This is a genomic window from Klebsiella sp. GFKo11, from assembly GCF_056490265.1.
Genome location: NZ_CM151369.1, coordinates 186881 through 207230 on the forward strand (window position 1 = coordinate 186881; position 20350 = coordinate 207230).

The 20350-nt window shown below is 55.9% G+C and carries 20 protein-coding genes; 8 read left to right on the forward strand and 12 right to left on the reverse strand.

All coding sequences use genetic code 11. The features are described from left to right. Positions 1–70: 70 nt before the first annotated feature. The 5 genes from AC07P6_RS00885 to rfaD form a co-directional block, all read right to left on the reverse strand. A complete protein-coding gene (locus tag AC07P6_RS00885; RefSeq protein WP_478315454.1) occupies positions 71–1240 on the reverse strand; it encodes an O-antigen ligase family protein in 1170 nt (389 codons plus the stop codon). Further along, positions 1218–2126, reverse strand: coding sequence for a sugar glycosyltransferase (locus AC07P6_RS00890; RefSeq protein ID WP_478315455.1), 909 nt, complete (start codon positions 2124–2126; stop codon positions 1218–1220). Before AC07P6_RS00890 ends, AC07P6_RS00885 begins: the two co-directional genes overlap by 23 nt. After that, positions 2126–3097: a lipopolysaccharide heptosyltransferase RfaC gene (gene rfaC, locus AC07P6_RS00895; RefSeq protein WP_478315456.1), complete on the reverse strand. Its 972-nt coding sequence runs from the start codon at positions 3095–3097 to the stop codon at positions 2126–2128. Before rfaC ends, AC07P6_RS00890 begins: the two co-directional genes overlap by 1 nt. Before the next feature lie 3 nt (positions 3098–3100). Beyond that, positions 3101–4159, reverse strand: coding sequence for an ADP-heptose--LPS heptosyltransferase RfaF (rfaF, locus tag AC07P6_RS00900; RefSeq protein ID WP_478315457.1), 1059 nt, complete (start codon positions 4157–4159; stop codon positions 3101–3103). Positions 4160–4275: 116 nt separating this feature from the next. Further along, positions 4276–5220 (reverse strand): ADP-glyceromanno-heptose 6-epimerase, encoded by a 945-nt coding sequence (gene rfaD, locus AC07P6_RS00905; RefSeq protein ID WP_434661142.1) that lies wholly within the window; start codon positions 5218–5220, stop codon positions 4276–4278. Positions 5221–5434: 214 nt separating this feature from the next. On the opposite strand from rfaD, the gene kbl reads away from it, so the two are divergent. The 3 genes from kbl (at position 5435) to AC07P6_RS00920 (ending at position 8621) form a co-directional block, all read left to right on the forward strand. Continuing rightward, positions 5435–6628: a glycine C-acetyltransferase gene (gene kbl, locus AC07P6_RS00910; protein ID WP_478315458.1), complete on the forward strand. Its 1194-nt coding sequence runs from the start codon at positions 5435–5437 to the stop codon at positions 6626–6628. A gap of 9 nt (positions 6629–6637) precedes the next feature. Beyond that, positions 6638–7663 (forward strand): L-threonine 3-dehydrogenase, encoded by a 1026-nt coding sequence (gene tdh, locus AC07P6_RS00915; RefSeq protein WP_004855475.1) that lies wholly within the window; start codon positions 6638–6640, stop codon positions 7661–7663. 160 nt (positions 7664–7823) lie between these two features. After that, positions 7824–8621, forward strand: a complete 798-nt coding sequence (locus AC07P6_RS00920) for a glycosyltransferase family 2 protein (RefSeq protein ID WP_478315459.1) — start codon at positions 7824–7826, stop codon at positions 8619–8621. Here the strand turns inward: AC07P6_RS00920 and AC07P6_RS00925 are convergent. From AC07P6_RS00925 to gpmM, 3 genes are read right to left on the reverse strand one after another with little or no spacing between them, the layout of a single operon-like run. Then, a complete protein-coding gene (locus tag AC07P6_RS00925) occupies positions 8618–9553 on the reverse strand; it encodes a divergent polysaccharide deacetylase family protein (protein ID WP_478315460.1) in 936 nt (311 codons plus the stop codon). The two genes, AC07P6_RS00920 and AC07P6_RS00925, sit on opposite strands and share 4 nt — an antisense overlap. A gap of 3 nt (positions 9554–9556) precedes the next feature. Further along, a complete protein-coding gene (gene envC, locus AC07P6_RS00930) occupies positions 9557–10828 on the reverse strand; it encodes a murein hydrolase activator EnvC (protein ID WP_110276982.1) in 1272 nt (423 codons plus the stop codon). 9 nt (positions 10829–10837) lie between these two features. Beyond that, complete coding sequence (gene gpmM, locus AC07P6_RS00935) at positions 10838–12382, reverse strand: 2,3-bisphosphoglycerate-independent phosphoglycerate mutase (protein ID WP_478315461.1); 1545 nt, start codon at positions 12380–12382, stop codon at positions 10838–10840. A 245-nt stretch (positions 12383–12627) separates the two neighbouring features. Here gpmM and AC07P6_RS00940 point away from each other — a divergent pair, with 245 nt between their 5' ends. From AC07P6_RS00940 to cysE, 5 genes are all read left to right on the forward strand, one after another. Further along, positions 12628–13059 (forward strand): rhodanese-like domain-containing protein, encoded by a 432-nt coding sequence (locus AC07P6_RS00940; protein ID WP_110276983.1) that lies wholly within the window; start codon positions 12628–12630, stop codon positions 13057–13059. Between the two features lie 93 nt (positions 13060–13152). Next, positions 13153–13404, forward strand: a complete 252-nt coding sequence (gene grxC / locus AC07P6_RS00945; protein ID WP_110276984.1) for a glutaredoxin 3 — start codon at positions 13153–13155, stop codon at positions 13402–13404. Positions 13405–13463: 59 nt separating this feature from the next. After that, positions 13464–13931 (forward strand): protein-export chaperone SecB, encoded by a 468-nt coding sequence (secB, locus tag AC07P6_RS00950; RefSeq protein WP_110276985.1) that lies wholly within the window; start codon positions 13464–13466, stop codon positions 13929–13931. Further along, entirely contained in the window at positions 13931–14947 is a 1017-nt protein-coding gene (gpsA, locus tag AC07P6_RS00955; protein ID WP_181484459.1) for an NAD(P)H-dependent glycerol-3-phosphate dehydrogenase, read from the forward strand. The genes secB and gpsA overlap by 1 nt, the downstream gene beginning before the upstream one ends. 80 nt (positions 14948–15027) lie before the next feature. Continuing rightward, positions 15028–15849, forward strand: a complete 822-nt coding sequence (gene cysE, locus AC07P6_RS00960) for a serine O-acetyltransferase (RefSeq protein ID WP_110276987.1) — start codon at positions 15028–15030, stop codon at positions 15847–15849. Between the two features lie 104 nt (positions 15850–15953). Here cysE and trmL read toward each other — a convergent pair whose 3' ends face one another. The 4 genes from trmL to lldP form a co-directional block, all read right to left on the reverse strand. After that, positions 15954–16427, reverse strand: coding sequence for a tRNA (uridine(34)/cytosine(34)/5-carboxymethylaminomethyluridine(34)-2'-O)-methyltransferase TrmL (gene trmL / locus AC07P6_RS00965; RefSeq protein ID WP_478315462.1), 474 nt, complete (start codon positions 16425–16427; stop codon positions 15954–15956). A gap of 163 nt (positions 16428–16590) precedes the next feature. After that, a complete protein-coding gene (gene lldD / locus AC07P6_RS00970; protein ID WP_112215940.1) occupies positions 16591–17775 on the reverse strand; it encodes an FMN-dependent L-lactate dehydrogenase LldD in 1185 nt (394 codons plus the stop codon). Then, positions 17775–18548, reverse strand: a complete 774-nt coding sequence (gene lldR / locus AC07P6_RS00975) for a transcriptional regulator LldR (RefSeq protein WP_478315463.1) — start codon at positions 18546–18548, stop codon at positions 17775–17777. The genes lldD and lldR overlap by 1 nt, the downstream gene beginning before the upstream one ends. Beyond that, positions 18545–20200 carry an L-lactate permease gene (lldP, locus tag AC07P6_RS00980; protein ID WP_304254152.1) on the reverse strand — a complete coding sequence of 552 codons (1656 nt, stop codon included), beginning with the start codon at positions 20198–20200 and terminating at the stop codon, positions 18545–18547. Before lldP ends, lldR begins: the two co-directional genes overlap by 4 nt. Between the last annotated feature and the right edge of the window lie 150 nt (positions 20201–20350).

Here is a 20350-nt window from a genome sequence, read left to right on the forward strand (position 1 = left end):
ATACTCCCCGTAGGCCCGGTAAGGCGCTAGCCGCCACCGGGCAATGACAGAAGAGCGCAGAGTGCCGCATTTAGTGTTTCGTCTTCAGGTGACTGCTCAGCGCAATGCCTAAGGGTAGCCAGAACAGCGGCCAGGTTTCCCGAGGGTTGCTGATGATAAACATTCCCTGCGAAGCCATAAAAATCAGCGCATAGATAAAAATCGCCAGCCCGTAGCGGCCATCTTCACGCTGTTTGCTCCACGCCCGCCACAATCCGCCTGCAATGACCGCCAGCAGCAGTCCCAGGCCAATAATGCCGCCCTTAAGCAACGAGCCAAGATAGACGCTGTGGGTAGTGGTGATGTGTTCGCCGCTGTAGTTGGTGAAATCAAGCTCGTAGTCAAAGCCGCGGCCCAGCCATGGCTGGCTGGCAACTTCTTCAACGGTATGATGCCAGATGCTGATGCGTAATCCGCTTTGGGTACCCAGCTCTTCAAAGCGTGCCAGCAGCAGGTCTCCCAGCGGCGTGAAGACGAAAAGTAGCCCCAAAACGATCGCCAGTGCGGCGATAATCAGCGCATTACGGCGGGTAAAGACATGCAGATGCAGGGTACAAACGAAAGCCACCGCCAGCGCGATAATTGGCCCCCGGCTTTGGGTCAGCACCATCATCACCAGCATGATGATCAGTGGTAAATACAGAAAATGGCTGCCTTTTTCTTTGAGCAGCATGCCGCAAATGAGAATGCCAATACCGCAATAGCCCGCGAGGTCGATAACGTTGGTCGGACCGGGGTTGCCAGGCGAAACGATGCGTTCCTTGAGGACGAGCGAAAAATCGATAACCATCGTCCAGAGAGAAAGCACCGTAATCCCGGCCACCACGCTCAGCAGCACCAGGTGTCGGGTACGCGGGTTGCCAAGCAGCGTTGTCAGCAGCAGCAGATAGAAAATCAAATAGGTACCGTGGGTCAGTGGGGAGTCGATGTGCTGCGGCGTCTGGCCCCAAATATTGCTCAGCGCATAGTAGATAAAGAACGTCGCCAGCAGGGCATAAGCCGGCCATAGCTGACGCAAGCTCTCCACTACTGCCTGACGGTTGTCTTTATTCAGTAGTGAAAGCAAAAACAGCAAAATAGATAAGTGAAGAAGATTGTTTGCTCGGGTTGATACGCAAAAAATAGCGCTAAAAAACAGAAACAAAGGAAATAAAACAGTGTAACCCTGTCTGGCGTAGTTACTGATTTTTAAAGTACTCATCAAAAGAAACCTTTTCGAAAATCGTTTCCGGAACCGCGCTTTGCAAAGAGAAGTTCACAACCCGGATATGGTTTTGTTGCAGCACGTTGGCAGCGTGCGAAAAGGACGGCATGACGAGGTCATCCACCTTATTTTCCAGCCAGGAAGGGAGTTTATCCTGCTCTGTTTCGTAGAACCGTGGTTGGCTGAAATTACTCATATCCAACCCACTGATCAGAATCGTTTTGAATCCCAACCACATCAGGATTTGTAGCGCCCAGTAGACCACGGTTCCGGCATCAAAAATCCCGTGACGGATATCGGTGCTAAAGCAAATATCCTGCCGCTGTGGGTGAAAGCGCAGAGCATCGATATGTCGCCAGGCTTGCTGTATCGCGCTTTTGGCGACTTTGGGCTGGTAGATTTTATAACAGGCGTCTTCAATTAATGCCAAACGACAGCGAAGCTCTGAGCCATGGCGGTCGAGGATTTTGGCAATACCGTGCATGGTGGTGAAGAGGATGAGATCGGGTTGGCTAATCACCGAACGAATAACGTCCGGTTTTTTGTCGTAAAACTCCATATCCACGATGGTATAGAGAGAAAATTTAATCTTATCAGAAAGATGCCAGGCACCATTTACCCCCATCACCGGAATGCGGTTCGGCAGCAGAGAAAAATCGATGCTTCGGGTCGAGGGACCAGTCGCCGTCAGCAGCACTTCACCCTGTGCGCTATCTTTTAGCTCGCTCAGGTTAACCAGCGAAACCGTTTTTCCCTTATATTCGAGTGTGCGAATTTCACCGCTCGCCGCGCGGGTGATGTGGGTAAACGGCCAGAGATTTTCGTTATGGCGAAAGGCTCGTCGATGCGTGTAGCGATAGATCTGCTTAAACAATGAACCCATTAAGCCAGTTCCTGAGATTTCAACAATTGCAGAACCCGGGGGGCGGCAATATCCCCCGTGCTGCTGCCGTTTTCCGGGCGCACGACGTACTGATTTTTACCGTAGCCGCCAATCAGCCCCGGATCGGTCGGGCCGTATAGCGTGAAATTTGGTTTATCGAGCGCGGCGGTTAAATGGCTCAGGCCGGTGTCGACGGAAACCACCCCGCGAGCGCCTGCCAGCACCTGGGCTACTTGCTCAAGGCTCATACGCGGCAACACGTCGACAAAATCATGTCCTTCCGCCAGGCGTTTGGCCCTCGCTTCTTCATGCGGTGCGCCCCACGGCAGCTTCACTCTCAGGCCGCTGTCGGCCAGCAGGGCGATAAGCGCCCGCCAGTTCTCTTCCGGCCAGTGTTTATCATCGCGAGTGGTGGCGTGCAGGAACACCAGATACGGTGCAGCAGAGACGTCATCCTGGCGCAAAAAATGGCAGGCGATGGCGTAGTCGCCCTGAGTTTTTGGCTTTGCGTAGCCGAGGCTTTTGGCGAACAACTCGCGGGTGCGCTCAACGGCGTGTTGCTGTTTAGCGATATGGTGGCGACGGTTATAGAACAGGCTCGCCAGCGGTTCGCGGGCGGTCTTCCAGTCCATGCCGTGCTTAACGCCACGGGCCAGGCGGGTTACCAGCGCAGCGCTTTTCAGCAGCCCCTGAGCGTCAATAATTGCGTCGTATTTTTCCGCCTGCACTGCTTCGCGAAATGCCTTGCGCTCGGCTTTTATTGGCGCGGAAAACCATGCTTTGCGCCAGCGACGAATCGCCACCGGGATCACCCGATCGACGTTTTCATGCCATGAAGGGACCTGCGCGAAGCCTTCCTCAACGACCCAGTCGAAACGAATACCGGGAAAGGCCTGCGCGGCGTCGGTCAGCGCGGGCAGCGTGTGCAGTACGTCGCCCATGGACGAGGTTTTTACGATCAATACCCGCATCCGCTACGCTTCCTCTGTTTCCAGTTTTTCCGTCAACAGCGCGTTTAGTTCTTCCAGTACGCGCTGTGGGGTAATGTCGATCAAGCTTTGGTGATAACCTTCGGCAGCATCGCCTTTGCGCACTTTGTGGTAGCCGCTAATCAGGCGGATAACGCGCGCTTTATGCGACAACGGCGGGGTGAAATCCGGGCTGCTCGGACCGTAAAGCGCGACCAGCGGACGGTCCAGCGCGGCGGCGACGTGCATCAGGCCGGAGTCGTTGCTGACCACCGCTTTACAGGCGGCGATCAGAATGACGGCCTGCTCAAGCTGGGTCTCCCCGGCCAGGTTGCGACACCATGCCTGCTGCTCTGTGCTCAGCGTGGCGATGATCTCTTTGCCCGCTTCGTTATCTTTAGCAGAACCGAACAGGGCGATTTGATAACCGTCGTCGATCAGCTGTTTTGCCAGCTCAGCGTAGTGGTAGTGTGGCCAGCGTTTGGCCGGGCCAAATTCCGCGCCGGGGCAGAAACCGATAATCGGGCGGTCAGAGGAGAGGTTGAACGCGTTACAAGTCTGCGATTTCTCACCTTCATTCACCTGCAACTGCGGCCACAGCAGCGGCTGCGGCAGGTCTTTCGCGCAGCGCATCACGCCTTTGTCGTAAGCCAGACCGACATAACGTTCAACCATCAGCGGCCAGGCTTCTTTATCCAGTTTGCGGGCATCGTTCAGCAGGCCGTAGCGCATCTCGCCAAGCCAGCCGGTACGAAGCGGGATACCCGCGAAGAACGGCACCAGGGCCGACTTAAACGAATTCGGTAGCACGTAAGCGCGATCGTAACGACGCTCGCGCAGGCTGTGCCCAAGCTTGCGGCGCTCGCCGATTTCCAGCGCTCCGTGACCAAGTGGCATCGGGATCGCTTCATTGACTTCTGGCATACGCGACAGCAGCGGACGGCACCACGCGGGTGCCATCACGTCGATGATTGCCTGGGGATAGCGCGCCCTGAGCGTACGATAGAGACTTTGCGACATCATCATGTCGCCCACCCATGACGGGCCGATCACCAGTATCTTCATTCATTTCATCCTTCAAGCTGTCTCTGCGTTGTCTGTCTTCGTTCACTTCAGTCACATAGTTATCCTATGTTCCTGAAGATTCACTCAGTTGCCGCCTTGATACTGCTCGAATGATTTTATGAATTCGCATGACTATCGCGGTTGAGCCAGGCCATATATTCCGTTACGCCTTCGGCCACGGTCTTAAACGGTTTGTCATAGCCCGCTGCGCGCAGGTTAGTCAGATCTGCCTGGGTAAACGCCTGGTAGCGACCTTTCAGTTTATCCGGGAACGGAATGTATTCGATGCTGCCTTTCTGATGATAAGCCAGCGTGGCGTCCGCTACCGCCTGGAAGGATTCCGCGCGGCCGGTGCCCAGGTTGAAGATGCCGGAGACGCCGTTTTCCCAGAACCACAGGTTTACCGCAGCGACATCGCCGACGTAGACGAAGTCGCGCTTAAAGCCGTCGCTGCCTTCGAACAGTTTCGGACTTTCGCCATTATTCAACTGAGTATTGAGATGGAACGCGACGCTGGCCATGCTGCCTTTGTGCCCTTCGCGTGGCCCGTAGACGTTGAAATAACGGAAGCCGACAACTTGCGAGTTCGCTTCCGGCAGGATCTGGCGCACGTATTCATCGAACAGAAACTTAGAATAGCCGTAGACGTTGAGCGGCTGCTCATATTCGCGGGACTCAATAAAGTCGCTGGTGCGGCCACCGTAGGTCGCCGCGGAAGAGGCGTACAGGAACGGGATTTCACGCTCCAGGCAGTAGTGCAGCAGCTCTTTAGAGTACTGATAGTTGTTATCCATCATGTACTTGCCGTCCCACTCGGTGGTGGAAGAACAGGCGCCTTCATGGAAGATTGCGTCGATATCGTCGAACTCTTCGCCTGCCATAATCTGGATCAGGAAGTCTTCTTTATCCATGTAATCGGCAATGTTCAAATCCACCAGGTTAATGAATTTGGTGCCGTCTTTCAGATTATCGACAACCAGAATATCGGTAATGCCTTGGTCATTCAGTGCTTTAACGATGTTGCTGCCGATAAAGCCTGCGCCGCCGGTAACGATGATCATAACTGTAACCTTTGAAGTAGGGTGCCCAGAGACAATCCGGACATGAATACTCATATCATATCACCACATCGGAAAGGCTTCAGCCATTCGCCGAAAAGGTGTAGAGGGTCTCGTGATTTATGCTGCAAATAATTCATTCAGGAATGCATCATCTCGTATCAGCGTATAGCTTTAGGTAATATGTGCCAAATTTTGCCGAATCTGGAGAGTTGCAATGCGTGGTGATTTCTACAAACAGTTAACCAATGACCTGGATACCGCGCGCGCGGAAGGGTTGTTTAAAGAAGAACGGATTATCACTTCGGCGCAGCAGGCGGATATCACCGTCGGCGGGAGCCAGGTGATTAACTTCTGCGCCAATAACTATCTGGGTCTCGCGAACCACCCGGAGCTGATTGCCGCCGCGAAAAGTGGAATGGACAGCCACGGCTTCGGCATGGCCTCCGTGCGCTTTATCTGCGGTACCCAGGACAGCCATAAAGCGCTTGAGAAGAAGCTGGCGGAATTCCTCGGGATGGAAGACGCGATTCTATACTCTTCCTGCTTTGACGCTAACGGCGGCCTGTTTGAAACCCTGCTCGGCGCAGAAGACGCGATTATCTCCGATGCCCTGAACCATGCGTCAATCATCGACGGCGTGCGCCTGTGCAAAGCGAAGCGCTTTCGCTACGCCAACAACGACATGCAGGAGCTGGAAGCTCGCCTGAAAGAGGCTCGCGAAGCGGGTGCTCGTCATGTGCTGATCGCCACCGACGGCGTATTCTCAATGGATGGCGTCATTGCCAACCTGAAAGGCGTTTGCGATCTGGCGGATAAATACGATGCGCTGGTCATGGTCGATGACTCTCACGCCGTTGGCTTTGTCGGTGAAAACGGTCGCGGCTCTCATGAGTACTGCGATGTGATGGGCCGGGTCGATATCATCACCGGTACCTTAGGCAAAGCGCTGGGCGGCGCGTCCGGCGGCTATACCGCAGCGCGTAAAGAGGTTGTTGAGTGGCTGCGCCAGCGTTCTCGTCCGTATCTGTTCTCCAACTCGCTGGCTCCGGCGATTGTTGCCGCTTCGATTAAAGTGCTGGAGATGGTGGAAGCGGGCAGCGAGCTGCGCGACCGTCTGTGGTCCAACGCGCGTCTGTTCCGTGAAAAAATGAGCGCCGCAGGCTTTACCCTGGCGGGCGCCGATCACGCCATTATCCCGGTGATGCTCGGTGAAGCCTCCGTGGCGCAGGCGTTCGCGCGCGAGCTGCAAAAAGAAGGTATTTACGTCACTGGATTCTTCTATCCGGTGGTACCAAAAGGCCAGGCGCGTATTCGCACCCAGATGTCTGCGGCGCATACCCCTGAACAAATTGAACGTGCGGTGGAAGCCTTTACCCGCATCGGTAAACAACTGGGCGTGATTGCCTAAGGGTGTGAGATGAAAGCGTTATCCAAACTGAAGGCGGAAGAAGGCATCTGGATGACCGACGTACCGGAACCGGAAGTCGGCCACAACGATTTGCTGATTAAAATCCGCAAGACCGCAATTTGCGGTACCGACGTGCATATCTACAACTGGGATGAGTGGTCGCAAAAAACCATTCCGGTCCCGATGGTTGTGGGCCATGAATACGTGGGTGAAGTCGTGGGTATCGGCCAGGAAGTTCGCGGCTTTAAGCTTGGCGACCGCGTTTCGGGCGAAGGGCATATTACCTGCGGTCATTGCCGTAACTGCCGTGCCGGGCGCACGCATTTGTGCCGCAACACGACGGGCGTCGGCGTAAACCGTCCGGGCTGCTTTGCTGAATATCTGGTGATCCCGGCGTTTAACGCGTTCAAGATCCCGGACAATATCTCTGACGATCTGGCGTCGATTTTCGACCCGTTTGGTAATGCCGTTCATACCGCGCTCTCTTTCGACCTCGTCGGTGAAGACGTGCTGGTCTCCGGCGCAGGCCCGATTGGCGTGATGGCGGCGGCAGTGGCGAAACACGTCGGTGCACGTAACGTGGTGATCACCGATGTGAACGAATACCGTCTGGAACTGGCGCGCAAAATGGGCGTCACCCGCGCGGTAAACGTGGCAAAAGAGAACCTTAACGATGTGATGGCCGAGCTGGGCATGACTGAAGGTTTTGATGTGGGCCTGGAGATGTCCGGCGCACCGCCGGCGTTTCGTACCATGCTGGATACCATGAACCACGGCGGGCGTATTGCCATGCTTGGCATCCCGCCGTCAGATATGTCTATCGACTGGACCAAGGTGATTTTCAAAGGGCTGTTTATCAAAGGGATTTACGGTCGTGAAATGTTTGAAACCTGGTACAAAATGGCTGCGCTTATTCAGTCTGGATTGGATCTCTCGCCGATCATCACACATCGCTTTGGCATTGATGACTTCCAGCAGGGCTTCGACGCCATGCGCTCCGGCCAGTCCGGTAAAGTGATTCTTAGCTGGGATTAATTCCACTTGAGTTGTATATAAAAAAAGCGCCTGTGGGCGCTTTTTTGAGAGTTACCCTGCACTTTTCTGATTCTTAACCCACTCCGCACTTTTTCTAAATCGCTTTCTTGCCTATTCGTTTATACAGTCAGTTTAATCGTCGTTTAACCACACAAACACTATGCTTAAACTTTCTGTATGCTTATTGACCTGTAATTCATCTCGCTTATTGCGGGAGGTTTTACCACCTTTGAGCAAGGTGGCCGATGAAGTGATCGTCATCGACTCAGGCAGCACGGACGCTACGCTGCAGATTTGCCAACAATTCGGTCTTACTGTTCACCACCATCCTTATACCGCTCACGGCGCACAGATGAATTACGCGACATCCCTGGCCACCCATGACTGGGTGCTGTGTATGGATAGCGATGAAATTCTTGATGATGATGTCGTGGCAGCTATTCTGGCGCTGAAAGCTGGCGATGAACCTGCACCTGACTGCGCATGGCGTCTGCCGCGCTACTGGTTCGTTTTGGGTGAAGAGGTGCGAACCATTTACCCGGTCTCATCGCCGGATTTTCCCGTGCGTTTATTTAATCGTACCGTTGCGCGCTTTAACGATAGACCGGTGGACGATCAGGTTGTCGGCTATAAGCACTCCAGCAAGCTGCCAGGCTTCGTGCGCCACGATACCTTCTACTCCCTGCATGAAGTGTTCAATAAGCTCAATAGCTATACTACGCGGCTGGTTAAATACCAGAGGGTCAGGCCATCGATTGGGCGCGGGGTGATCAGCGCAATTGGCGCTTTCTTTAAGTGGTATCTGTTCAGCGGGGCGTGGCGTAAGGGGAAAGTTGGCGTAGTCACCGGGCTGTACGCGACCTTCTACAGCTTTCTCAAATACTTCAAGGCCTGGTACGCCCATCAGGATGAGCAGGAACCCGTGGCGGAAAAGCGCCCGGATTCCCGGCAAATTTAGTTAGTGGGGTTATCCCATCCCTGCCACTTCAACTGGTAGTACTGCACCAGAGCACTCTGGCTGATGCTTTCGCTCAGAATGGTAAAGAAGCGACTGGCGTTGACCGGCTCTGGCGGACGCTTCGGTTTGCACAACTTCACGCCGCGGAACGGGTTGCGCGGCGGCTGTGCAGGCGGCGGCGCGATATTCGGCGTTGAGGTATCGACCTGCGGTTCGTTGAGCAGGCTGCTTGGGCGTACCAGAGTTATATCCGGCGGCAGGTTATACACCATCTGCTGCAGCACGCGCACCGTAGTTGGGTGCGGGTGGCCGATGGCGATAGCCGAACCGTTGCGCCGTGCCAGAGCGATTGCGCGGTTGAACTGATAGCGGATATCCGCTTCGTTCTGCGTATCGTCGAGGAACACCTTGCGCTTGATCACCTTCACGCCGGTGCCCTGCGCCGCGCGCATGGCCTGAGTGTTGCCGATGGTGACGCTATCGAGGAAGTAAAGATTGTAGCGCTCCAGCGCCTGCATCACCTTCTGCATACCGAACAGGCTGGAGGTCATGGCGCTGCCCATATGGTTATTCAGCCCCACGGCATACGGCACCTTGCCATAGGCTTCGCGGATTATGCGCTCGATCTCGCTGCTGTTCATATCCGGGCGGAGCGTGTCTTTTTCCAGCGGTTGCTTACTGAGTGGTGCCATCGGCAGGTGGATCAGGACCTCATGACCGAGGTTATGCGCCTTGGTCGCCATTTCGCGGGCATGAGGAGCATTAGGGAGTACAGCGACGGAGATGTTGGCAGGCAGCGCCAGCACCTGGTTTTCCGTATGCGGACGATAGCCAAAGTCATCGATAACAATGGAGAGTTTGCCGGCAAAAACCGGCGACGCCATAACCAGCGTAGTGGTTACCGCGAGTGCAATTGTGCGAAATTGAAGCAAAACTTATCTTCCCAACCACGGCTGTGGATTGACCGCCTGACCCTGGCGGCGAATTTCGAAATAGAGCGACGGACGGCCCTGACCGCCGCTGCTGCCTACGAGAGCAATCGGCTGGCCCGCCCGGACCTGAGTGCCGACGCTGACCAGCGCGCTTTGGTTATAGCCGTAAAGACTCATGTCGCCTTTGCCGTGTTCAACGACTACCACCAGGCCATAACCCTGCAGCCAATCGGCGAGAATAACCCGACCATCGGCAACGGCTTTGACCTCGGTACCTTCAGACGCAGCGATAACCATCCCTTTCCAACGTAGTTCACCTTGCAGCTGTTCGCCATAGCGATGGAGAATTGATCCGCGTACTGGCCAGAATGCCTGGCCTCGAGGTGCGCCAAGACCGCCGGTTCGGGAGATCAGCGAGCGTTCGCTCTCGGTGGGTTTGTAGGTGGTACCTTTGCGCGAGGCTTCCTGCTGGCGATCGCGAACGCTTTGCGCCTCGCGGGCTTCACGCTCCGCGCGCGCTTTAGCTGCCGCTTCCGCCTGGGCGATACGACCGCGCAGGCGCGATTCGTTAGCCCGTAATTCGCTTAACTGCTGCTGGCCTTTCTGAATAGAGGATTCAAGGCTGGCGAGGGTCTTTTTACGCTCGTTACGCGCCTGCTCCAGCTTGTTTTGCTGGGCGCGTTGTTCGTAAACCAGAGTTTGCTGCTGGCTTTGTTTCTCTTCCAGCATAGTTTTTTGCACCGCCACGTCTTCGCGGGTCTGCTTGAGCTGGGCGATGGTTTCCTGACGCGCCTGGTTCAGATAACCAAAATAGGCCTGGAGACGCTGATTACGCTGCCCCTCCTCACCGCTAAGGATCATCTGGATGCCGGTATGCGGCCCTTGACGAAATGCAGCATCAAGCTGTGCAGAGAGATTGCGTTCCTGCGATGCACGCTGACGTTCCAGCTTAGCGAGCGCGGCGTTCATTTCGTCGATCTGCTTATTCAGCTGGTTCAGGGTGTTCTGGGTTTCACGCAGTTGACGCGCGGCGGCGGAGATGGCTTCTTCCTGTGCTCTAAGCTGGTCGAGCAGGGAAGAGCGCTGCTGCTGCTGTTGTTTAATCGCCCGCTGTTTGGCGGCGATATCGGCCTGAATAGATTTCAGCTGGTCGCGGTCATCGGCATGGGCAGATGCGGCGCACAGCAATACGCCAGCGCTAAGCGCGCTGGCGTACAGGACGGACCGAACTGCCGTTGCGATCCATGTATTTGAATAAGTCGCCTTTCCCCTCATGGGGAAGGATTATTCCACGATGAACAGCGGCTTGCCAGTCATCTCTTGCGGGATTTCCATTCCCATCAGCGTCAGCATGGTTGGCGCGATGTCGGAAAGTTTACCGCCGTTAGCGACTTTCACGTTTTTATCGCCAACGTAAATCAGCGGAACAGGCAGGTTGGTGTGAGCGGTGTGCGCCTGGCCAGTGGCCGGGTCACGCATCTGCTCGGCGTTGCCGTGGTCTGCGGTGATCAGCAACTGACCGCCGACGGATTCAACGGCTTTGGTCACCTGATCGATGCAGTGATCCAGAGTTTCAACCGCTTTGACTGCCGCTTCCATCACTCCGGTGTGGCCAACCATATCGCCATTTGGGTAGTTACAGATGATGGTGTCGTACTGACCACCAGTGATAGCAGCAACCAGTTTTTCAGTCAGCTCAGCGGAGCTCATTTCCGGCTGCAGATCGTAGGTCGCGACTTTCGGCGAGTTGATCAGAATGCGCTCTTCGCCTTTGAACGGCTCTTCAACGCCGCCGTTAAAGAAGAAGGTCACGTGCGCATATTTCTCAGTTTCGGAGATACGCAGCTGGGTTTTGTCGTTTTTCGCCATCCACTCGCCGAAGGTGTTCGCCAGCGAGGCCGGTGGGTAAGCACAGGCAACTTTGATATCGGCGGCGTATTCGGTCAGCATCACGAAATCGAGGTTAACGATTTTCTTACGCGCAAAGCCGTCGAAATCGGCGTTGACGAAGGCACGGGTGATTTCACGAGCGCGGTCGGCGCGGAAGTTCATGAAAATCATCGCATCGCCGTCTTCCATTGCTGCATCGGCCTGGCCTTCAGCGCGGATAACGGTCGCTTTAACGAATTCGTCATTTTCATCACGCGCGTAAGCAGCCTGCAGGCCTGCAACGGCGGTATCAGCCTGGAACTCGCCCTTCGCCAGAGTCATCAGATCGTAAGCGTGTTCAACGCGATCCCAGCGGTTGTCGCGGTCCATGGCGTAGTAGCGGCCAATGATTGAGGCGATGCGGCCTTTGCCCAGAGCGGCAAATTTGTCTTCGAAACGTGCCAGCGTCTTTTCAGCACTGCGCGGCGGGGTATCACGACCGTCGAGGAAAGCGTGCAGGTAGATTTTTTCTGCACCGCGCTCAGCGGCCAGTTCAACCATCGCCAGGATGTGATCTTCGTGGCTGTGAACGCCGCCCGGAGACATCAGGCCCATGATATGCACAGCTTTGCCTGCGGCAACGGCTTTATCAACCGCTGCGGTCAGCACCGGGTTGGCGAAGAAGGTGCGTTCTTTAATTTCAACGTCCAGACGGGTCAGGTCCTGGTACACGATACGACCTGCGCCAAGGTTGACGTGGCCCACTTCGGAGTTGCCCATTTGACGATCCGGCAGACCCACTTCCAGGCCAGAGGCATCAATCAGGGTGTGCGGACGTTTCGCCCACAATGCATCCATAACGGGGGTTTTAGCGCTGTAAATAGCGTTATCCTGCTGGTCTTCGCGGTAGCCGTAGCCATCCAGAATCACCAGTACCATAGGTTTTTTAGAAACCGACATTGCGACAACCTCATGCTCAAAGACAGAAAATTTGCGTAATTTTACTACAGCTGAATCGATCAAATCACCGTAAAAGATCAAAGAAAGGGATCGGTCAGGCCGCATTGCTCCACAGGGAGCAGTTTTTTTTCGTGACGGACCGCAGAAAATACATTACATCGCGCTCACTGGCTGTATTTGCTGCAATGCACAGGTATACTCCTTCCCTGGTTTTTTTATCACTTAGTCGGGAGTTGTAACCCCCCATGCAAGAAATTATGCAATTCATCGGCCGTCACCCCGTCCTGAGCATCGCGTGGGTCGCGCTGCTGGTGGCGGTGCTGTTCACCACCTTTAAAGGGCTGATGTCGAAAGTTAAAGTCATTACCCGTGGTGAAGCGACGCGTCTGATCAACAAAGAAGACGCCGTGGTTGTCGACCTGCGTCAGCGTGACGATTTCCGTAAAGGCCATATTGCTGGCTCCATCAACCTGCTGACGAGCGATATCAAAGCAAATAACGTCGGTGAGTTGGAAAAGCACAAATCGCAACCCATTATAGTGGTAGACGGTTCCGGTATGCAGGCACAAGAACCCGCCAGCGCGCTGAACAAAGCCGGTTTTGAAAAGGTCTTCGTACTGAAAGAAGGCATCGCAGGCTGGAGCGGCGAGAACCTTCCGCTGGTACGCGGTAAATAATTTACCCGCGTCTTTATGACGCAGCGCGTTTCCCCCAAGGGAAGAATGATGCTGCGGCGTAAAACCCTCGGGGGTAAAAACAGGAGTGAAGTCATGGCCAATATTGATATCTATACCAAAGCGACCTGCCCGTTCTGCGTGCGTGCGAAAGCGCTGCTGAAGAGCAAAGGCGTGACGTTCAACGAGTTGCCAATCGATGGCAATGCTGCGAAGCGTGAAGAGATGATTCAGCGCAGCGGTCGGACGACGGTTCCGCAGATTTTTATTGATGCGCAGCACATTGGCGGCTGTGACGACTTGTACGCGCTTGATTCACGTGGTGGACTCGATCCCCTCTTGCGCTAATTTTTGCGCCCATCCCCATTGGACAGGCGTACTTAAGGACAACACGAAAGGGTTTTACTATGTCAGAACAAAACAGCACCGAAATGACTTTCCAGATCCAGCGTATCTACACCAAAGATATTTCTTTCGAAGCGCCAAACGCTCCGCAAGTTTTCCAGAAAGATTGGCAGCCGGAAGTTAAACTTGATCTGGATACGGCTTCCAGCCAGCTGGCTGAAGGCGTGTATGAAGTGGTGCTGCGTGTCACCGTAACCGCTTCCCTTGGCGAAGAAACTGCATTCCTGTGTGAAGTACAACAGGGCGGTATTTTCTCCATCGAAGGCATCGACGGTACCCAGATGGCGCATTGCCTCGGTGCATACTGCCCGAACATTCTGTTCCCGTATGCTCGCGAATGCATCACCAGCCTGGTTTCTCGCGGTACCTTCCCGCAACTGAACCTTGCGCCAGTGAACTTCGATGCGCTGTTTATGAACTATCTGCAGCAGCAGTCTGGCGAAGGTGCTGAACAACATCAGGATGCCTGATGAACGCGCTTAACGCTGCAATGACTGTGATCGGTGCCGGCTCTTACGGCACCGCTCTTGCCATCACCCTGGCAAGAAATGGCCACCATGTTGTCCTGTGGGGCCATGACCCGAAACATATTGCGACGCTGCAGCACGATCGCTGCAACGCTGCATTCCTCCCTGACGTCCCTTTCCCTGATACGCTGCATCTGGAAAGCGATCTGGCGATCGCGCTGGCTGCCAGCCGCGATATCCTGGTCGTTGTGCCGAGCCATGTTTTTGGCGAAGTGCTGCGGCAGATTAAACCGCTGATGCGCGCTGATGCACGCCTGGTTTGGGCGACAAAAGGCCTCGAAGCGGAAACCGGACGCCTGTTGCAGGACGTAGCGCGTGAAGCGCTGGGCGATGATATCCCGTTGGCGGTGATTTCCGGCCCGACTTTTGCCAAAGAGCTGGCCGCAGGCCTGCCGACAGCTATCTCGCTGGCGTCTACGGACCCGCAGTTTGCTGACGATCTGCAGAGTCTGTTGCACTGCGGCAAGAGCTTCCGCGTCTACATCAACCCGGATTTCATCGGCGTTCAGCTTGGCGGCGCGGTGAAAAACGTTATCGCCATCGGCGCCGGGATGTCTGACGGCATCGGCTTTGGCGCCAATGCCCGTACCGCGCTTATTACGCGCGGATTAGTTGAGATGTCTCGCCTCGGAGAAGCGCTTGGCGCCGATCCGGAAACCTTTATGGGAATGGCGGGCCTTGGCGATCTGGTGCTGACCTGTACCGATAACCAATCACGTAACCGCCGCTTCGGCATGATGCTCGGTCAGGGCATGGATGTGCAAGGCGCGCAGGATAAGATTGGTCAGGTGGTTGAAGGCTACCGCAATACCAAAGAAGTTCGCGTTCTGGCACAGCGTTTAGGCGTTGAAATGCCAATAACCGAGGAAATTTATCAGGTATTGTATTGCGGAAAAATTGCGCGCGAGGCAGCATTGACCTTATTAGGTCGTGCACGCAAGGACGAGCGTAGCAACTAACTGCGATGGAACCTGGATCACCTGAATGACCCGGCCAGCAAAGAACTGGCCGGTCATTATTATATCGCCTGGAGTCAGCAATGCCGTGTGAAGAACTGGATATCGTCTGGAATAATATTAAAGCCGAAGCCCGGGCTTTAGCTGACTGTGAGCCGATGCTCGCCAGTTTCTACCACGCTACGCTGCTCAAGCACGAAAACCTCGGCAGCGCCCTGAGCTATATGCTGGCGAACAAACTGGCTTCCCCGATTATGCCCGCCATCGCGATTCGTGAAGTGGTGGAAGAGGCGTACGCCGCCGACCCGGAAATGATTGCCTCCGCCGCCTGCGATATTCAGGCCGTGCGCACCCGCGACCCGGCGGTGGATAAATACTCGACGCCGCTGCTATACCTCAAAGGATTCCACGCGCTACAGGCTTATCGTATCGGCCACTGGCTGTGGAACCAGGGGCGTCGGGCGCTGGCGATTTTCCTGCAAAATCAAGTTTCCGTCTCGTTCCAGGTGGATATCCACCCGGCAGCGAAAATTGGCCGCGGGATCATGCTTGACCACGCCACCGGCATTGTCGTCGGTGAAACGGCGATCATTGAAGATGATGTGTCGATTCTGCAATCGGTGACCCTTGGCGGTACCGGTAAAACCAGCGGCGATCGTCACCCGAAAATTCGCGAGGGCGTGATGATTGGCGCCGGGGCGAAGATCCTTGGCAATATTGAAGTCGGGCGCGGGGCAAAAATTGGCGCAGGTTCCGTGGTGCTACAGCCGGTACCGCCGCATACCACTGCCGCTGGGGTTCCGGCCCGCATCGTAGGCAAGCCGGAGAGCGATAAGCCCGCGATGGATATGGATCAGCACTTTAATGGGATACACCATACTTTTGAGTATGGCGACGGGATTTGATTGATTACCCGGAGGCGATGCTGCGCATCTGTCCGGGCTACAATACTGAGCGCTGTCTGATCGCCCGGACAGGCTCTACGCACCGCCTCCGGGAGAAAGCTAGCTCAGCTGCGTAATACTGCGCCCGGATACCCCAGCTGGCGCCAGGCTTCATACACCACCACCGACACCGCGTTTGACAGGTTCATGCTGCGGCTGTCCGGCATCATCGGAATTCGGATTTTTTGCGCTGCGGGCAGGGCGCCAAGAATGCTGGCTGGCAGTCCGCGGGTCTCCGGGCCAAACATCAAAAAATCACCGTCCTGATAGCTCACCGCGCTGTGCGCTGGCGTACCTTTGGTGGTCAGGGCAAACAGACGCTGCGGCTTTGCGCTTTCCACAAATGCCGCATAATTAGCATGACGCTGAACGGCGGCGAACTCGTGGTAATCCAGCCCGGCGCGGCGTAGGCGCTTATCGTCCCAGGCAAAGCCCATCGGTTCGATGATGTGTAGATTGAAGCCAGTGTTAGCGCACAGGCGGATAATATTCCCGGTGTTCGGCGGGATTTCTGGTTCGAATAAGACGATGTTAAGCATGCTGCCCCCTTAATTGCGGGGGGCAGAATAGCAGATATTTGGCGAACCCTCACTCCGCTCTCTTTCTGAATGGGAGAGGGAGAAAACCTGCCTGCTCAGCGCAGAGGATTGCTTCCCTCGCCCCTTTGGGGAGAGGGCCAGGGTGAGGGGAGAAAGCCGCAGATTACGCCGCATTCCCCGCCTTGATAACGTCAAATGTCCGCAGCGCATCGGCGTTTTGCACCAGAGAGTCGCGGCTGATCTCACCGATAGTTTTCGCGCCGGTCAGGGTCATCGCCACCTTCATCTCTTTCTCAATCAGGTTCAGCAGATTTGCCACCCCTTGCTTACCGTGGGTCGCCAGCGCATACAGATAGGCACGTCCCAGCAGCACGCTATCCGCACCTAGTGCAATCATGCGCACGACATCGAGGCCGTTGCGAATACCGCTGTCGGCGAGAATGGTGATGTCGCCCTTCACCGCGTCAGCGATCGCGGGCAGGGCGCGGGCGGAGGAGAGCACGCCATCAAGCTGGCGGCCACCGTGGTTCGAGACCACAATCCCGTCGGCACCAAAGCGCACTGCGTCGCGCGCATCTTCTGGATCGAGGATCCCTTTGATCACCATCGGGCCGTCCCAGAATTCGCGGATCCACTCAAGGTCTTTCCAGGAAATCGACGGATCGAAGTTATTCGCCAGCCAGCCAATGTAATCTTCAAGGCCAGTTGGTTTGCCGAGGTAGGCGGAGATATTGCCTAAATCGTGCGGGCGGCCGTTTAAACCAACGTCCCACGCCCACTGCGGATGGGTCATCGCCTGCCAGTAGCGACGCATCGCCGCGTTCGGGCCGCTCATTCCGGAGTGCGCATCGCGATAGCGCGCGCCGGGTGTCGGCATATCGACGGTAAAGACTAGCGTTGAACAGCCCGCCGCTTTGGCGCGCTCCAGCGCGTTGCGCATAAAACCGCGATCGCGCAGGACGTAGAGCTGGAACCACATTGGGCGCTTGATGGTCGGGGCGACTTCCTCAATCGGGCAAACGGAAACGGTGGAGAGCGTAAAGGGAATCCCTTTCTCATCCGCCGCGCCCGCTGCCTGCACTTCACCGCGGCGTGCGTACATTCCGCACAGGCCGACAGGGGCCAGCGCCGTTGGCATTGAAAGCTTTTCGTTAAACAGCGTGGTTTCCAGACTCAGATCCGACATGTTCTTCAGTATCCGCTGGCGCAGGGCCACATCGGACAAGTCTTCAACGTTGCGGCGCAGGGTGTGCTCGGCGTAAGCGCCGCCGTCGATGTAGTGGAAAAGAAACGGTGGCAGGATACGCTGTGCGGCGGCGCGATAGTCGCTGGCGGCGGAAATAATCATCACAAGTTCTCCCTGGAATTGTCGTTATGGCCACCGGGCAGGCGGGTAATTCGCGCCTGGCGGGCCTGGTCTTCATCAAAACGTTTGATCGTGGCGTGGACAAAGCCCAAATGGGCCATCATCGCCTGTCTGGCACCTTCAGGATCGCCGGCGATAATTGCCTCCATCACCGCCTGGTGCTGTTCGGTCAGGCGAGCGAAGACCGGCGGGACGAGGTACATCCGTTGGCGGCTCTCCTTGACCGAGGATTGTAAGAGGTCGAAAAAGCCGCGCATGGTTTGCAGCAGCACCACGTTGTGCGAGGCTTCGGCAATCGCCAGATGGAAACGCACGTCGGCCTGCGAGGCCAGATCCGGGTCTTCACTCTGGGTCGCTTCAAAACAGAGGAGGATTTTCTCTTTCTCGGCCTCAGTCGCCCGCATCGCCGCATGCCAGGCAGTGCTGGCCTCGATGGCGTGGCGGGCTTCGAGGATATCGAAACTGTAATCGGGGTCGTCGGCGAGCAGCGTTTTCAGCGGCTGAACGATATTTTGCTCCGACCATGGTTCGTGCTGCCAGCGGACAAAAGTGCCGCCGCCGCGACGGCTGAGCAGCACCCCTTCATTCACCAGCATCGCCAGCGCTTCACGCAGTGAATTGCGCGAGACGCCAAGCTGAGCGGCGAGCTGGCGTTCGGCGGGCAATCGCATGCCCGCCTCCAGGTTTTGTTCTTCAATCAGCGCCCGCACGCGACGAACGACGTCATCGGCAAGGCGTTTTGGCATCACTATCACGGAATCATCCAGGTTAAGACATACGCCTGCAGTGTGGTGATCACGCCGACCATACAGGTGAAAATCAGGCTATGTTTCACGGTAAAGCGGAACAGGTCAGACTCTTTACCCACCAGGCCGACCGCCGCACAGGCGATGGCGATGGACTGCGGCGAAATCATTTTGCCGGTCACGCCGCCGGTGGTGTTCGCGGCGACCAGCAGGATATCAGAGACGCCAATCTGTTGAGCTGCAGTGGCCTGTAGCGCGGCAAACAGCGCGTTAGACGATGTATCCGAACCGGTCAGGAATACCCCCAGCCAGCCGAGGAACGGCGAGAAGAAAGTAAACGCGTGGCCAGTGTGCGCCAGCGCGAGGGCCAGAGTTGAGGATAGCCCGGAATAGTTGGAAATAAAGGCGAACGCCAGCACCATGCCGATGGAGTATATCGGCAGCGCCAGTTCCTTCAGCGTGCTGCCGAAGGTCGAGATCGCGTCTTTCGGCTTCATGCGCAGCCAGACGATGGAAAGTATAGCCGCGAACAGAATGGCGGTACCGGTGGCGGAGAGCCAGTCGAACTTATAGACCGCGGCATACGGCGTGGCTTCGCTGACCACTGGCGGCATACGGGCCACCATCTTGTCGAGGAACGGCACGGAAATATTAATGACAAAGTCGTACATTGCGCCGCCCGGAGCGAACAGCGCTTTGAACGGCGGCACGCTCCACAGGGTCACGGTGGCGGTCAGGAACAGGAACGGTGACCAGGCGCGGACAACCTGTCCCGGCGTGTAGCGAGTGCGCGCCAGAGTCATATCGACCTGCGACGCGCCCATATCGCCGAAGCGGAAGATGCGCACCGGCTGCCAGCGTTTGAGGAATAACGTCAGGCAGACCAGCGATACCAGAGAAGAGATGATATCCGGCAGTTCCGGGCCGAGGAAGTTGGAGCTGAGGTACTGAGCGATAGCAAAGGAGCCACCGGCGACCATAACCGCAGGCCAGGTCTCTTTAATCCCGCGCCAGCCGTCCATAATCGCCATGATCCAGAACAGCACGATGATGGTCAGGAACGGCAGCTGGCGGCCAACCATCTGGCCGATTTCAAAGCTGTCCAGCCCCGTAACCTGCCCGGCGACCAGAATCGGAATGCCCATCGCGCCAAACGCCACCGGCGCGGTGTTGACGATCAGGCACAGGCCAGCGGCATACAGCGGGTTAAAGCCAAGTCCTACCAGCAATGCAGCGGTAATGGCGACCGGTGCGCCAAAACCAGCGGCTCCCTCAAGAAACGCGCCGAAGGAGAAGCCGACGATGAGCATTTGCAGGCGCTGGTCCGGGGTAATAGACAAAATCGATGAACGGATAATGTCGAACTGCCCTGTTTTCACCGAGATTTTATAGACGAACACCGCGGCGATGATAATCCACGCGATGGGCCACAGGCCGTAGAAGAAACCGTAAATGACGGAAGCCAGCGCATGGTCAACCGGCATTTTGTAGAACAGCAGGGCGACGGATAGCGCAATCAGCACGGTCCAGGTGGCGGCGACGTACCCCTTCAGCTTGAGCTTAATCAGGGCAAAAAAGAAAAACAGAATTGGTAGCGATGCGATAAGACTCGATAGCCAGATATTACCGGCCGGATCGTAATTTTGTTGCCAGAGGTTCATGCAGGTCTCCATCGGGCCGCCATGATGTCATGCTGAGTCTTATGCTCTTTGCAAGGTCACATCATTTGTAAAATTGGCCCAGCCAAATTGCGATTGTAGGATTAACGACAACGAATGGTTAATCAAATGTTATTTGCGAGCAATATTAAT